We start from the raw sequence: 14,891 nt of genomic DNA on the forward strand, positions 1-14,891 counted from the left end.
CCACCAGTGACGTTTATACCCTGCGTGCTTGGGTAGCCGCGCCGACCAGGCTACGAAGACACCCGAAAGTCATACGGAACGGGCCCCGGAAACGGCTCGTCCCCCACCTCCGAAGACGGAGGTGGGGGACGGGCGTTGATGGGTTTCGCAGCTCAGGAGAGCGCGCGAACGCCGGTGGCCTGCGGGCCCTTCGTGCCCTGGCCGACCTCGAACTCGACCTTCTGGTTCTCTTCGAGGGTACGGAAGCCCGTGCCCTGGATCTCCGAGTAGTGGACGAAGACGTCAGCGGAGCCGTCCTCGGGCGCGATGAAGCCGAACCCCTTCTCCGCGTTGAACCACTTCACAGTTCCCTGTGCCATTCTGTTCCTTCTCTTTCTTACCGGAACGGCGGACAACTGGGTTCGTCCACCGGGCCCGTTCCGACCGCTGTACTGTTGGTCCCCCTGCAAGGAAATCCTGAGCACGGCGTTCGCAACATCGATCCTGCTGATGGTTGGACCTTCGATCCGTCCCTCGAACACAGAAGCTTGCGACCGAGACCCAGTGAACCATGTCTTTGAGCAATTCAACAGCCGAGTTACCGACAATTTGCAAAATTCTTGATCTTGCGAATGTGCAGGTAAGGGACACAATGGGTGAATCCGTACTTTCAGTCTGTTTGCTTCAGGATAACCGGGTGAGCTTCCAGCAAACCTGCTGTGACCCAGGTCGCTATTGGGTTACGAAAACGCAGGTCGCGGTCTCGACACACACACGTTTCACACTTCCCGTGTCGCGGGAGAGGGGTCAGGGATGAATCCGACAGACCGGGCCGCGGTTCGAAAGCCCGGATCAGGCGAAAGCTACGGTCGATCGTTGCTGAATCGTGTCCTGACCGAGGTGGTCGCCGACACCGACCCGCTGACCCACGTCGCCGAGCTCCCCGCCCAGCGCGCCCGCACCACGCCGTGGCCGGACTGGACGCCATCCTGCCTGGTCACAGCCCTGAACGCGAACGGCATCGCGCTGCCGTGGGAACACCAGACCCGCACGGCCGAGCTCGCGGCCACCGGAAACCACGTCGTGGTGAGCACCGGGACGGCCTCCGGGAAATCTCTCGGCTACCAATTGCCGGTTCTCACCGCCCTGCACGCCGACCCGCGCGCCACCGCGCTGTACCTGTCCCCCACCAAGGCGCTCGGGGCCGATCAGCTGCGGGCCGTTTCCGGCCTGATCCACGACAATCCCCTGCGTGAGGTGCATCCGGCGAGCTACGACGGCGACACTCCGACCGAGGTGAGGCAGTGGGTCCGGGCCAACGCGCGCTGGATTTTCACCAATCCCGACATGCTGCACGTCGGCATCCTGCGCTCGCATCAGCGGTGGGCGCGGGTGCTGCGCAATCTTCGCTACATCGTGGTCGACGAATGCCATGCCTACCGGGGAGTGTTCGGCTCGCACGTGGCGCTGGTGTTGCGCAGACTCCGCCGTATCGCCCGTTTCTACGGCGCCGACCCGGTGTTCGTCCTGTGCTCGGCGACCAGTGCCGACCCGGCCGCGTCGGCGAGCAGACTGGTCGGCGCGCCGGTCACGGCCGTCACGGAAGACGCCTCGCCACGCGGCGCGCGGACTGTCGCGCTCTGGGAACCGCCGTTGCGCACCACGATCACCGGCGAGAACGGCGCCCCGGTCCGGCGCACCGCGACCAGCGAGGCCGCCAAGATCATGGCCAGCCTGGTGGCCGAGGGCGCGCGCACGCTGGCCTTCGTCCGCTCACGGCGCGGGGCCGAGCTGATTGCGCTCGACGCCCGGCGGGTCCTCGCCGAAACTGCCCCTGAACTGCAGGAACGGGTCGCGGCATACCGGGCGGGCTACCTGGCCGAGGACCGGCGCGAACTGGAGAACGCGCTGTCGCAGGGCACGCTGCTCGGCGCGGCGAGCACCAACGCGCTCGAGCTCGGCGTCGATATCGCCGGACTCGATGCCGTGGTCATCGCCGGTTTTCCCGGCACGGTGGCCTCCTTCTGGCAGCAGGCGGGGCGGGCGGGCAGGCGGCTGCAGGGGTCGCTGGTGGTGCTCGTCGCCACCGACGATCCGCTCGACACCTACCTGGTGAACCACCCGGAGGCGCTGCTCGACCGGCCCATCGAGGCCACCGTCACCGACCCCTACAACCCGTATGTGCTCGGCCCCCAGCTGCTGTGCGCGGCGCTGGAACTGCCGCTCACCGACACCGAGGTCGCCGATCTGCGGGCCGAGGAAGTGCTGGCTGACCTGGCCGAACAGGGCCTGATCCGGCGCCGGGCCGGGGTCCGTGGGCAGGAGGGCCGCTGGCATGTCACCGCGCACAGTCAGCCGCACGACGCCGTCGACGTGCGCGGTGGGCTCGGCACGCCGGTGGCGATCGTCGACGCCGAGACCGGGCGGCTGCTCGGGACCGCGGACGCCGGTCGCGCGCCCGCCACCCTGCACGACGGGGCCGTCCACCTGCACCAGGGCGAGACCTATCTCGTCGACGAACTCGACCTGGAAGGCGGGGTCGCCTTCGTCAACGAGGTGGATCCCGGTTTCACCACCAGCGCTCGTCAGGTGACCTCCATCCGGATCGACGAGGTGCTCGCCGAACGGGTCCACGGGGGCGTCACCGTCGCATCCGCGCAGGTCGCGGTGACCAACCAGGTCGTCGGCTACCTGCGCACCCTGGTCACCGGGGAGGTGCTCGACCAGGTGGAACTCGACCTGCCCGCGCACCGCCTGCACACCAGGGCCGTCCTCTACACGGTCACGCCCGCACTGCTCAGCCGGGCGGGCATCACCGACGACGCGCTCCCCGGCGCCCTGCACGCCGCCGAACACGCGGCGATCGGGATGTTGCCGCTGGTCGCGGGCTGCGACCGGTGGGACATCGGCGGCGTCTCCATCGCCGAGCACCCCGATACCGGCGCGCCCACGGTGTTCGTCTACGACGGCCAGCCCGGCGGCGCCGGGTTCGCCGAGCGGGGATTCGCCCAGCTCGAGACCTGGTTGACGGCCACGCTCAGCGTTATCGGCAGCTGCGCCTGCCAGGACGGCTGTCCATCGTGCGTGCAGTCGCCCAAGTGCGGCAACGGCAACAACCCACTCGACAAGGACGCGGCGGCCCGGTTGTTGAGCGCGGTACTGGGCGAGTTGCGGACCGACCGGCAGGACCGTTCCGAGCCGTGACGTCCACGCCGTCCTGACGTGACTCCCGCGACGCCTCGCCCACCGATTACTGGTCGTCTGTCCGAATTTGCGCTGACCAGCACCGAAGGGCGGGTCGACGATTAAAAAGGACAGGTTTTCTGTTAACTGACGCATTGCCCGGGAGTACGCGCGAGTAACCACGACCATTGTTTTCATTTTTTTCGCCGTGTCATCAAAGAATGCGCATGGAATGGCCTCGGCGCTATTCGGGGAATTACCGAATAGGTCCGCCGCGGAACAACCACCGGCCAGTGTGAACACTTCCGCGTCACCCACTCTCGTCCACCGGACCGGCACGGGCGGTCGCCACGACAGCCCGCCTACCGAACGCCCCGAACGCCACCTCCGTCCGCACCACGACCACCACATCCCACTGCTCCACCGCGCATCGACCGACCCTCACGCCCATCCGTCCCGCGACCTCCCCCGCCATCGCGCACCCGGCGTCCGCCCCCTCCACCAGCCGCCCCGCCGCCGCCAACGCGGCGAGATCGGCACCGGCCTGCGCCCGGTGCCGAGCCACCACCACCGCCCCTACATTCCCGACCAGCAGGGTCACGGCGATCAACCCCGCCAGCGCGAAGCAGGCGAACGCCGTCGCCCCACCCCGATCAGCCTCCGCCCCGCGCCGAACCCGGGCCCATCGGTCGGGCCGCGAAGCCTGGTGGACCGCCCGCCCCTTCCCGCCGTCTGTGGTCCGCCCGTGTCCGGGTGGGTGGATGGTCTGTGCCATCACCGGACTCCGGGTTCGGGGATGGCGACCGCCTGGGCGTGTAGGCGGAGGCCGGGGAGCAGGGGTGTGGTCGCTGAGACGGTGGCGACGATGTGGTCGGCCTCGGTGCGCAGGTCGATGGTCGCGCCGGGTGGGGCGACGGTTCTCGCCGCAGTGAGGGCGTGGGCGGTGTCGCCTCGGGCGGCGAGGCGGGCGGCTTCGCGGGCGGCGTCCACGCAGCGGACCTGGGTGGAGGCCGCCAGGAGCGCGCCGATGCAGAGGGTGACGGCGCAGACGAGGGCGGCCAGGGCGATGGCGGCCTCCACCGTCACCGCGCCTGCGTCGCCCGCGAGCGGCCTCGGGTTCCCGCCGCTCACACGCTGGTGTTGAGTGCCTTGTCGATGATCTGGGTCAGGGCGTTGACGATGCTGTCGCCGGTCACCACCCCGTACAGCACCGCACCGAAGGCCGCCGCGGCGATCGTGCCGATGGCGTACTCGGCGGTGCTCATCCCGTCGTCGTCGATCAGCAGGCGGGTGATCCTGGTGCGCGCCCCTATATATACGGTGCGAACGAACGTCATCGTGTTCCCCTCTTCTTCCACACCGCGCGGCGGTTCCGCGTGGCGACGATTCGATGGCCTCGTCGAGGCCGGTCACAGCAGGCCCCCGTCGCCGAGCACCCGGTCGGCCAGGCCGATCACGACCGGGACGATGCCGAGGCAGACGAAGGCGGGCAGGAAGCACAGGCCGAGCGGGCCGCCAATCAGGACGCCCGCGCGCTCGGCCCGTGCCACGGCGGCGTCTTCCACCGCCTCGCGCCGCTGGACGGCGAGTTCACCGACGGCGGCGGCCAGCGAGGCGCCGGAGCGGGCAGAGCGGCGGGCCATTCTGGCCAGCGACTCGACCTCGTCCGCGCCTGGTGAGCTCGCCGCGTCGGCGGCTGCGCGCTCCCAGGCCGTCGCGGCATCGGCACCCAAGGCCAGCAGATCGGCGGCTCTGAGCAGGGCGGCACGTAGGACGGGTGGTGCGGTCGGGGCGCTGGCTCGCGCGGCCGCCGCCATCGGCAATCCGGAGCGCAGGCACGCGGCTAGCAGATCGAACGCCGAGGCCGAGCCCAGCGGATCGGATCGCACCGGTCCCCGGTCCTCCCGCGTCTCTCCGACATCCACTCCGGCCAGCGCCCGCACCCGTCGACTGACCGCGACGCGTCCCGGCAGCACCAGCACCGCCAGCGCCGCGACGACCAGCGCGCCAGGCGACACCCCACCAACCATCTCCATCACGACGTTGCCTCCCGAGTCCGTTCGATCCCCACCTGTCCACATGCGCTGGAGATAACCCCGGTCCCGTCCCACTCCCCCAGCTGCCGCCCGGAGCAGCGCATCGGTCGGACCTGTCGTCATGCGGTGCCTCGCTTGGTGATGACATCTGTCCACAGCAATCCACAGCAGGCCAGAGCCGCGCCCAAGGGGAGGAGTAACTGGCCCGCGGGCGAGGTGAAGAGGATGGCGAGGGGGGCGGCGCCCATCAGCTGGCCGAGGGCTATGCCGATGATCGGGAGGCCAGCCAGGACGGTCGCGGAGGCTCGGGCGCCCGCCAGGGCGGCTTCGGTGCGGTCGCGGAAGCGGAGGCGGCCGAGGAGGTCGGTTCTGGCGGCGGCGAGGAGTTCGGCGAGGGCGAGGCCGTGTTCCTCGGCGACCCGCCACGCACTCGCTATTCGGGAGAGTTCTTCGGCTACTGGGGAATTCGGATGAATCCAGCCGTCGGCCCCGGAACCGCCGAGACGGCTGCGCCCCGCGCTGACGGACAGTACCCGGGCCGCTTCGCCGCGGGACTCGGCGGCGGCTGACTCGGCCGCCGCACTGGGGTGTGCCCCGACCCGGAGTTCGCCGATGACAGCTTCGAGTCCGGCCAGCAGATACCCGCACTCCTGCCGACGCGCACGCTCGCCGAGTCCGCGCCGACGCCGCACCGCGAAGGTGGCGCCGACGATGAGCGCCGCCACTCCGATGCCGAGGCCGAAGACGAAAGCCGCGGCGCCGACCGCGATTCCCGCACACCACTCCACAGGAACGTGCTTCGGCGTACGAGTACGAACTTGCCCGAAGACCTGCCCGAACCGGCGTCTGTCCCCAGCCATCGGCACGACGAGCAGCGCCACCGAGCAGCAGAGCAATCCTGTCCCCATCGATCCCCACCTTCCTGGCGTCGGAACGATCCACAACACCCGGCTGTAGAACACCAGGCTGGATCGCGAATTCGGTGTCACCACCGGCACATCGGGCGTGCTCTCCCACTCATCCGAGCCGTATCGCGAGCAGCCGCCGTAATTCCTCGGCGCCGGGAACCGGCTGATCGTCGGATCGCCAGGCCGGGGTGATGCGCACTCCGTCGGAATCCCTTTCCAGTACACCGATTTCGCGCAGACAGCGGGTTCCGTCGGAGCGGCGGTGGACGTGCAGGATCACCTGGACGGCGGCGGCGAGCTGGCTGTGCAGCGCGGCGCGGTCCATGCCGCCGAGGGCGGCCAGCGCTTCCAGGCGGGCCGGAACCTCCTGGGGTGAATTGGCGTGCACCGTGCCCGCTCCACCGTCGTGGCCGGTATTGAGGGCGGTGAGCAGGTCGACGACTTCGGCGCCGCGGACCTCGCCGACGACGATGCGGTCGGGGCGCATTCGGAGGGCTTGGCGGACCAGGTCGCGGACGGTGACCGCGCCGACGCCTTCGACATTGGCGGTGCGGGCGACCAGCCGTACGACGTGGGGATGGACCGGTGCCAGTTCGGCGGCGTCCTCCACGCAGATGATGCGTTCGGCCGGATCGACGGCGGCCAGCAGGGCCGACAACATCGTAGTTTTCCCTGCTCCGGTGCCCCCGACGACCAGGAAGGCCAATCGCGCGCGGACGATGTCGACCAGCAGCCGGTGCGCCTCGGGTGGCACCGAACCGGCGGCTGCGAGGGCCGCCAGACCTTGGGTGGCCGGGCGTAGGACGCGCAGCGACAGGCAGGTGCCGTCGTGGGCGACCGGGGCCAGAACGGCGTGCAGGCGGACACCGAAGGCGTCCCCCAGCGTGGCCTCGGTGCCCGCGAGCTTGCCGTCGACCCAGGGTTGCGCGTCATCGAGCCGTCGTCCGGCGGACAGGGCCAGGCGCTGGGCCAGGCGGCGGACGGCCGCGTCGTCGGCGAAGCGGATGTCGGTGTGTTCGAGGCCGTGACCACGGTCGATCCAGACGGAGTCGGGTCCGGTGACGAGCACATCGGCGACGCGCGGGTCGTGCAGCAGTGGTTCGAGGAGTCCTGCCCCGGTCATCTCGGTCTGCAACAGGCGCAGGGCGCGCAGGAGGTCGGTGTCGGCGAGGACGCCGCCCGCTTCGGCGCGGATGGCGGCGGCGAGTTGGGCGGCATCGGGCACGCCCGTGTGTTCGGCGAGGCGTTCGCGGACGCGTTCGAGCAGCTCGACGGTGACGAAGGTTGTCATCGCCGCTCCGCCCCGACCACCGCCAGGACCGCGTCGGCCGCGTCGCGCAGCGGACCACGGCGACGAACGGTCAGGCCGCCGCGTTCGAGGCGGGTGGCCAGGCCCGCCTCCCCGCGCACCGCCGCCAGCAGCGGCAGTCCGAGCACTTCGGCGACCTCGGCACCACGCAGCCCACCCGGCGCCGGTCCACGAACGATCAAGCCCCGGTTGGGATTTCGCTCACCCAGATATCCGGCGACCACCTCGGCCGCCGCGACAGCCCGCAGCCGGGCGGGCACGACGAGGACGACCAGGTCGGCGGCATCGACCATGGCGTCGGCCGCCGAACCGCGTTCCCCGGACACATCGCAGACCACCAGATCGCCTGCGGCCCTGCCGGATTCGATGACAGCGCGGACAGCGGCGGGCGCCAGCTCCGTGGGTGGGCGATCGGCGCCGGGTCCGTGCCGTCCGCCGCGCACCCGCCCACACGAGAGCACCGCCAGGCCAGGGGCCGCCGCGGGCAGCGCGCTGTGCAGGGCGGCGGCGGAGACCCGTCCGTCCTCGATGACGAGATCGGGCCAGCGCAGACCCGCGGTGTTCTCCATGCCGAGGACCAGGTCGATGCCACCGTCGAGTGGCGCGCCGTCGATCAGCACGGTGTCGCGCCGCAGGCGCAGGGCGGCGGCGCGGAGTGCGGTGGCGGCCGCGAGCGTGGTCGCGCCCGCGCCGCCACCGGCACCGGCGACGGCCACCACCACCCCTTCGCCGGTGCGCGACTCGGCGTGCTCGGCGAACTGTTCGACGAGCGCGACCGCGCCGCCGGGCAGCGCGACCACCCGTTCGGCGCCGACGGCGGTGGCGGCCCGCCAGTCGGGCACGGCCGGTTCGCCCTCCGTGACCAGCACGATTCCGGGCCGTCGCGGGCAGCCCGCGGCGGTGGCCGCGGTGGCGGCGGCGGTATCGAGGATCACCAGCCCAGCGCCGGACCAGGCGTGTCTGCTCACCGGCATGACCCGTTCGTCGGTGACGCGTTCGGCCGCCGCGGCGACGCGACGGACTTCGTTGCGCAGCCGGGGATCGGCGACGAGCACGAGCGCGGGCGCGAGGGCCGCCGGTGCGGCGGTGCGGGATGGTGCGGCGGTGCGGGATGGTGCGGCGGTGCGGGATGGTGCGGCGAGGTTCATGCAGCTCAGCGTGGTGGAAATCGCGAGCTGTCAACAGCCACCTGTGCCCGATTGTGGATAACTCGGGGGTGTGGATAACTTCGGCGCACCTGGCCGGAAATAGAGGACGGCCCCAGCCGGGGGGGAGGAGGCTGGGGCCGTCGGGTTCAGCCCCGGGGGGTCGGGCTGAACGCGCCTGGACCATGTCCAGGTGCCAGCAATACTACACCCATCCCCCGCCGCGGGCGCAAGTAGCGTTCGCCACCATCTTCGGGCGATTCGCGGCTCCGGCGTCCCCGGGGCAAACTCCGCGAAGGCGCCGCGCAGGGCGCCTCCTGCGGACCCGGCGGCGCGTGCCTATCCTGTTGACGTGACCGACGATCGTGACCAGACATCGCCTACGGACACAAGTCTCGCCGATGCGGCGCGGGCGCCGGTGCCGGGCGGACGCGTCGCCGCGTTCTTCGATCTCGACAAAACGGTGATCGCGAAATCGAGTGCGTTCGTGTTCAGCAAACCGTTCTACGCCCAGGGTCTGCTCAACCGCCGGGCCGTCCTGGAGAGCAGCTACGCGCACTTTTTGTTCCTGCTCTCCGGTGCCGATCACGACCAGATGGAACGGATGCGGGCAAACCTGGCCAACATGTGCGCGGGCTGGGATGTCGAGCAGGTGAAATCCATTGTGGCGGAGACACTTCACGAACTCGTCGACCCCGTGATCTACGCCGAGGCGGCCGATCTGATCGCCGATCACAAGATCCGCGGACACGATGTGGTGATCGTCTCGGCCTCCGGCGAGGAGATCGTGACCCCGATCGCCGAAGCGCTCGGCGCCTCGCACACCGAGGCCACCCGGATGGTGGTCGAGGACGGCCGCTATACCGGTGACATCGAGTTCTACTGCTACGGCGACGGCAAGGTGGCGGCGATCGAAAAACTCGCCGCCAGCGAGGGTTACGACCTGTCGCGCTGCTACGCCTATTCCGACTCGGTGACCGATGTGCCGATGCTGAGCGCCGTGGGGCATCCGACCGCGGTGAACCCCGATCGCGGGCTGCGCAAGGAGGCCGCCGCGCGGGACTGGCCGGTGCTGATCTTCTCGAATCCGGTGTCGCTGTGGGCGCGGTTCCAGGCTCCGTCGAGCACCACCGTGGCCGCCACCGCGGCGGTCGGGCTGAGCGCGATCGTCGCGGGCGCGATCAGCTATCGGCTGCTGCGGAAACGTCGCTGACCTGCGTCGGGAACGCGACGTCGCAGCACGGATCGCCGACTGACACGCCGAAAATCGCGGGAATCGGTAATGCCGGAGAAATGCTTGATGTGAGTGCGGTCACAGTGTAAGAATGGAGGCACGGAAGGACGGAAGGCCAAGACGGAGCCGGAAGAGAAGGTTTCGCCTCCCATCCCACCCTTCCCAGCACGGACGCCAGGCACCCACGCGGAGCGCGCCGCGACAAGGGCAGCAGAGTTGTGGGCCTGCGAAATTCGGGCAGTCGTCGGCGAACGCCTCGCACAGGTTGCGGGGATGAACCGGCGGGGTTCGGATGATCGCCGAGGCCACCGAACACAACCCACCCCAGCACGCTTGGTAACCGGGTGTTCCGTGCTAGCGGGCGGCGAGGCCGAGGAATCGGCTACGCCGCCCGTTTCGATGTGCGGGGGTCAGTTCGCGGCGGCGGCATCGGCGATCGAGTTCGCCTCGCGGGCACCGTCTTCCAGCGCGCCCGCGCAGAACAGTACCCAGCCGCCCACGCCCTCGGCGGTGCCCATGCCGAAACCGGCGGCGGCGTCGAGGTAGGCCGTGCGGCGGCGCAGCCAGAAGACCTCGGGGACGCCGAGGCTGTGCGGGTCGAGGCCGCTGGCCACCGCGACGAGCCGGGAGGCGCCGCGCGCGACCACGCCGTCGGCGGTGCCGAATGGGCGCAGGGTCAGCAGCTCACCGTGCACGACCGCCGCGATCACGGGGGCCGGGGCCTTGCTGGACTGGACGGTCTGCACGAGCATGTCGAGGCGTTCGGCGATGCCGGGGGTGGTGCGCGGCCTGCCGAGTTCGAGCTGGTCTTCGACCAGGTCGGCGGCGGCGAGCAGGTGCAGCCGGGCCAGCGCCTGGAGCGGGGCGCGGCGCCAGGTGGCGACCAGGTTGTTCAACGCGTCACCGTCTAGGGCCTGGCCCACGCGCAGGGCACCGGCCAGAACCGGATCGCTGACCTGGCCGTCGGCGGGCAGGTCGGTGCTCGCGCCCTCGATGGCGGCCGACGAGCGCGCCGCGCGCACCGCGGCTTCGGCGGCGGTGGTCGCCCAGCCGCGCCGATTGGACCGGTGCCGGTGCACCGCGGCGAGCGCGTCGCGGGCCTTGTCGGCGGCGTCGCGCACGCCGGGCAGGTCGACCAGGGGCTGGAGCGGATCAGTCACGGCATACGAGGCTACCGTTCGAGTAGCGCGCCATCGACGAGGACGTGCAGCCCGGCCACCCGCGGCCAGCAGCGGTCCGGCCAGAGCGTTTCGGCGAGCCGTTTGGCGGCCGGGGTGTGCGCCCGGCGCCGTCGCGCTTCGAGCTCGGCCTGCCGTTCGGCATCGATACGATCCACCGGCGTCTCCTACCCCTGCGTTCACCGCACCACCTCGGACCCCGCCCACGCTACGCCGACGGGCCGACGCCTCGCTCCGAATCGTCCCTGATATCGGGAGCACGCCCGGACCTCGGCACCGGCACGGTCCGTCACTCCGAGAACAGATTCCCGGCCCGGGCAGCGGGCCGAATCGCCCGATGCGGTGCCGATCCAGCAGGCCGAACATCGCGTCCGGGCCGCCCCCTGGTCCGTCGGCCCTGTCCCGTCACCCAGCGAGCAACTCCCGGCCCGGAATCGCCTCCAGCAGGGCCCGTGTGTAGTCCTGTTCCGGTGACGCGAAGACCTGGTCGGTGGTCGCCGCCTCCACCACTTCCCCCGCGCGCATGACCAGCACGTTGTCGGCGATCTGGCGGACGACGGCCAGGTCGTGGGTGATGAACAGGTAGGCCAGGCCGAGTTCGGCTTGCAGGTCGTTGAGGAGGGTGAGGATCTGGGCCTGGACCAGGACGTCGAGGGCGGAGACCGCCTCGTCGCAGACGACCAGTTCCGGTGACAGGGCCAGAGCGCGGGCGATCGCGACGCGCTGACGTTGGCCGCCGGAGAGCTCGTTGGGGTAGCGGCGCAGCACCGAGGACGGCAGCGAGACCTTGTCCAGCAGGTCGCGCACCACGGCCGCGCGCTCGGCGGCGGTACCGATCTTGTGCACGCGCAGGGGTTCCTCGATGGTGCGGAAGATCGAGTACATCGGGTCGAGTGAGCCGTAGGGGTTCTGGAAGATCGGCTGCACGCGGCGGCGGAAGGCGAAGGCGCTCTTGCGGTCCAGGTCGGCGACCTGTCGACCGTCGAAGACGACGCTGCCCGAGGTCGGCTCGAGCAGGCCGAGCACCATCTGTGCCAGAGTCGACTTGCCCGAGCCGGACTCGCCGACGACGGCGGTGGTCGTGCCCCGCTCGACCGCGAAGCTCACGTCCTTCACCGCGACGAAATCGCTGGACTGCCAGGGTCGCTTGCCCCGGATCTTGAACGCCTTGGTCAGGTCCCGCACCTCGAGCACCGTGTCGGGCAGTTCCTCGCGCTCAGCGACTTCCACCGCCCGCAGGCGGACCTGGGCGCGCTGCCGCGACGACGACATCCGTTGCGCGGCCAGCGAGGGCGCCGAGCGGACCAGCTTCCTGGTGTATTCGTGTTGGGGATCGCGCAGGATCCGCAGGGCCGGGCCGGATTCCACCACGCGGCCGCGGTACATCACCACCAGGTGTTCGGCGCGCTCGGCGGCGAGCCCGAGGTCGTGGGTGATCAGCAGGACCGCGGTGCCGAGTTCGGTGGTGAGCCCGTCGAGGTGGTCGAGGATCTGGCGCTGCACGGTGACGTCCAGCGCCGAGGTGGGCTCGTCGGCGATGAGTAGTTTCGGCCTGCACGACAGGCCGATGGCGATCAGGGCGCGCTGCCGCATGCCGCCGGAGAACTCGTGCGGATACTGGTTCACGCGGCGTTCGGCATCCGGCATTCCGGCTTCGGTCAGCAGCTCGATCGCGCGTTCGCGGGCGGCCGAGCCGGTGGCGATGCCGTTGGCGGCCAGCGTCTCCCGGATCTGGAACCCGATCTTCCAGACCGGGTTCAGGTTCGACATCGGGTCCTGCGGCACCAGCCCGATGCCGTTGCCGCGGATCGCGACGATCTGCTTGGCCGAGGCGGTGGTGAGTTCGGTGCCGTCGAAGCGGATACTGCCGCCGGTGATCTCGCCGGTGCCGGGTAGCAGGTCGATGATCGCGTGCGCGGTGGTCGACTTGCCCGAGCCGGACTCGCCGACGATCGCCACGGTCTGGCCGGGGAAGACGGTGAGGTTCACCCCGCGCACGGCGGGCACCGGCGTGCCGTCGGTGGTGAAGCTGACATCCAGGTCGCGGATGTCGAGCAGCGGCTCGGTCATCGGGTGCGCTCCTTCGGATCGAGCGCGTCGCGCACCGCGTCGCCGAGCATGATGAAGCTCAGGACCGTGACGGCCAGCGCGGTCGCCGGATAGAACAGGATCGGCGAGGTGCGGATCTCGCTCTTGGCCCTGGCGATATCGGTGCCCCAGGACACGATCTCGGGCGGCAGACCCACCCCGAGATAGGACAGCGTCGCCTCGGTGACGATGAACACGCCCAGCCACAGCGTCGCGACCACGATGAGCGGCCCCGCCGCGTTGGGCAGCACATGCCTGCCCAACGTGCCCAGCCGCGAGACACCCAATGCCTGCGCGGCGGTGACGTATTCACTGTTCTTGGCCTCGATCACCGCGCCGCGGGCGATGCGCGCGGCCTGCGGCCAGGTGAAGGCGACCAGGATGAGGATCACCGTGGTCACGGTGGCCGGGCGCAGCAGTTGCAGCAGCACGATGGCGGCCAGCACCATCGGGATGGCGAAGAAGATCTCGGCGACGCGCGAGACGATCGAGTCGAGCAGACCGCCGAAGAACCCGGCCAGCGCGCCGAGCACCCCGCCGACCAGCAGGAACAGCAGCGCCGCGCCGACCCCGACGCTCACCGAGGCCCGGGCGCCGTAGATCGTGCGGGCGTAGATGTCGCAGCCCTGCTTGTCGAAGCCGAACGGATGACCCGATCGCGGCTTGTCCATACCGAACTCGCCCAGGCACAGGCGCGGGTCCTGCCCGGTGAACAGTGACGGCCAGACCACCACCAGCAGCACCAGCACGATCAGCACCATCGCGACCAGGAACACCGGATTGCGGCGCAACCGGCGCCACGCGTCGCCCCAGATGCTGGTGGGTGTGCCGGAGTCGGTGACCCGGTCGGTGGCGAGCACCTCCACCTCGTCGGCCGGGGCCACGAAATGCCGTTGACTCTCATGCATAACGGATCCTCGGGTCGAGCGCGGCGTAGAGCAGGTCGACGAGCAGGTTCATCACCAGGAAGATCACCACCAGCACCGTCACGAACGACACCACCGTGGGCGGCTCGCCGCGGGTGATGGCCTGGTAGAGCGTGCCGCCGACGCCGGGGATGTTGAAGATGCCCTCGGTGACGATGGCACCCGCCATCAGCGCGCCGAAATCCGCGCCGAGGAAGGTGACCACCGGGATCATCGAATTGCGCAGAATGTGCACCGTGACCACCCGCCTGCGGCCCAGGCCCTTGGCCGTCGCGGTGCGTACGTAGTCGGCGGACTTGTTCTCCGCCACCGAGTTCCGGGTCAGCCGCAGCACATAGGCGAACGACAGCGACCCGAGCACGAAGGCCGGGACGAGCAGCTCACCCAGACTCGCCTTCCCGCTGACGGTCACCGGTGCGATCCCCCACTTCACCCCGAGGAAGAACTGCGCCAGATAGCCGACCACGAATACCGGCAGCGCGATCAGCACCAGACTGGCGATCAACATCGTGGAATCGAACAGCTTGCCCTTGCGCAGACCGGCGATCAGCCCGAACACGATCCCGAACACGCCCTCGATCAGCACCGCGAGAAACGCCAGTTTGATGGTGATCGGGAAGGCGCGCTCGAGTTCCGCGCGGACCGGCCTGCCCGAGAACGAGGTGCCGAAATCGAGGGTGAGAATTCCTTTCAGATAGTGCAGATACTGCACGATGAACGGCTGATCGAGGTGATATCGGGCGCGCAGGGCGGCCTCGGCCGCGGGGGTCAGGGGTTTCTCCCCGGCCAGCGCCTTGATCGGATCACCGGGGATCAGGAACACCATCGCGTAGATCAGCAGCGTCGCGCCCAGGAACACCGGGATCATCTGGAGTACGCGCCGGAGTATGTACCAGGCCATCGTC

Annotated in this window: 15 protein-coding genes; 2 read left to right on the forward strand and 13 right to left on the reverse strand. The window is 70.0% G+C overall.

The features are described 5' to 3' along the window. Positions 1-152 precede the first annotated feature (152 nt). Positions 153-359, reverse strand: coding sequence for a cold-shock protein (locus tag QC180_RS00870; RefSeq protein WP_019044597.1), 207 nt, complete (start codon positions 357-359; stop codon positions 153-155). A gap of 433 nt (positions 360-792) precedes the next feature. On the opposite strand from QC180_RS00870, the gene QC180_RS00875 reads away from it, so the two are divergent. After that, positions 793-3,183 carry a DEAD/DEAH box helicase gene (locus QC180_RS00875; RefSeq protein ID WP_278260610.1) on the forward strand — a complete coding sequence of 797 codons (2,391 nt, stop codon included), beginning with the start codon at positions 793-795 and terminating at the stop codon, positions 3,181-3,183. 289 nt (positions 3,184-3,472) lie between these two features. Here QC180_RS00875 and QC180_RS00880 read toward each other — a convergent pair whose 3' ends face one another. From QC180_RS00880 to ssd, 7 genes are all read right to left on the reverse strand, one after another. Further along, positions 3,473-3,937: an Rv3654c family TadE-like protein gene (locus QC180_RS00880; protein ID WP_278260611.1), complete on the reverse strand. Its 465-nt coding sequence runs from the start codon at positions 3,935-3,937 to the stop codon at positions 3,473-3,475. Continuing rightward, the gene (locus QC180_RS00885; protein WP_278260612.1) at positions 3,937-4,293 is read right to left on the reverse strand and encodes a TadE family type IV pilus minor pilin; all 357 of its coding nucleotides are present in this window, start codon (positions 4,291-4,293) and stop codon (positions 3,937-3,939) included. Before QC180_RS00885 ends, QC180_RS00880 begins: the two co-directional genes overlap by 1 nt. Then, on the reverse strand, positions 4,290-4,499 hold the full coding sequence (locus QC180_RS00890; protein WP_278260613.1) for a DUF4244 domain-containing protein: 210 nt from the start codon (positions 4,497-4,499) through the stop codon (positions 4,290-4,292). Before QC180_RS00890 ends, QC180_RS00885 begins: the two co-directional genes overlap by 4 nt. A 72-nt stretch (positions 4,500-4,571) precedes the next feature. After that, a complete protein-coding gene (locus QC180_RS00895) occupies positions 4,572-5,198 on the reverse strand; it encodes a type II secretion system F family protein (RefSeq protein ID WP_278261165.1) in 627 nt (208 codons plus the stop codon). Between the two features lie 119 nt (positions 5,199-5,317). Continuing rightward, positions 5,318-6,106: a type II secretion system F family protein gene (locus QC180_RS00900; RefSeq protein WP_278260614.1), complete on the reverse strand. Its 789-nt coding sequence runs from the start codon at positions 6,104-6,106 to the stop codon at positions 5,318-5,320. 109 nt (positions 6,107-6,215) lie between these two features. Next, positions 6,216-7,397 (reverse strand): TadA family conjugal transfer-associated ATPase, encoded by a 1,182-nt coding sequence (locus QC180_RS00905; RefSeq protein WP_278260615.1) that lies wholly within the window; start codon positions 7,395-7,397, stop codon positions 6,216-6,218. After that, positions 7,394-8,563, reverse strand: coding sequence for a septum site-determining protein Ssd (gene ssd / locus QC180_RS00910; RefSeq protein WP_278260616.1), 1,170 nt, complete (start codon positions 8,561-8,563; stop codon positions 7,394-7,396). The genes QC180_RS00905 and ssd overlap by 4 nt, the downstream gene beginning before the upstream one ends. A gap of 415 nt (positions 8,564-8,978) precedes the next feature. Here ssd and QC180_RS00915 point away from each other — a divergent pair, with 415 nt between their 5' ends. Beyond that, positions 8,979-9,773, forward strand: a complete 795-nt coding sequence (locus QC180_RS00915) for an HAD-IB family hydrolase (RefSeq protein ID WP_278261166.1) — start codon at positions 8,979-8,981, stop codon at positions 9,771-9,773. Positions 9,774-10,204: 431 nt separating this feature from the next. Here the strand turns inward: QC180_RS00915 and QC180_RS00920 are convergent, their stop codons facing one another. The 5 genes from QC180_RS00920 to QC180_RS00940 all read right to left on the reverse strand — a co-directional run bounded on the left by QC180_RS00920 (position 10,205) and on the right by QC180_RS00940 (position 14,887). Then, entirely contained in the window at positions 10,205-10,954 is a 750-nt protein-coding gene (locus QC180_RS00920; protein WP_278260617.1) for a Fic family protein, read from the reverse strand. Between the two features lie 11 nt (positions 10,955-10,965). Beyond that, positions 10,966-11,130, reverse strand: a complete 165-nt coding sequence (locus tag QC180_RS00925; protein WP_278260618.1) for a hypothetical protein — start codon at positions 11,128-11,130, stop codon at positions 10,966-10,968. Positions 11,131-11,377: 247 nt separating this feature from the next. After that, the gene (locus QC180_RS00930) at positions 11,378-13,042 is read right to left on the reverse strand and encodes an ABC transporter ATP-binding protein (RefSeq protein ID WP_278260619.1); all 1,665 of its coding nucleotides are present in this window, start codon (positions 13,040-13,042) and stop codon (positions 11,378-11,380) included. Beyond that, the gene (locus QC180_RS00935; protein ID WP_278260620.1) at positions 13,039-13,968 is read right to left on the reverse strand and encodes an ABC transporter permease; all 930 of its coding nucleotides are present in this window, start codon (positions 13,966-13,968) and stop codon (positions 13,039-13,041) included. The genes QC180_RS00930 and QC180_RS00935 overlap by 4 nt, the downstream gene beginning before the upstream one ends. Further along, positions 13,961-14,887: an ABC transporter permease gene (locus QC180_RS00940; protein WP_278260621.1), complete on the reverse strand. Its 927-nt coding sequence runs from the start codon at positions 14,885-14,887 to the stop codon at positions 13,961-13,963. Before QC180_RS00940 ends, QC180_RS00935 begins: the two co-directional genes overlap by 8 nt. Between the last annotated feature and the right edge of the window lie 4 nt (positions 14,888-14,891).

Source organism: Nocardia anocheti, assembly GCF_029675105.1.
Lineage (GTDB): Bacteria > Actinomycetota > Actinomycetes > Mycobacteriales > Mycobacteriaceae > Nocardia.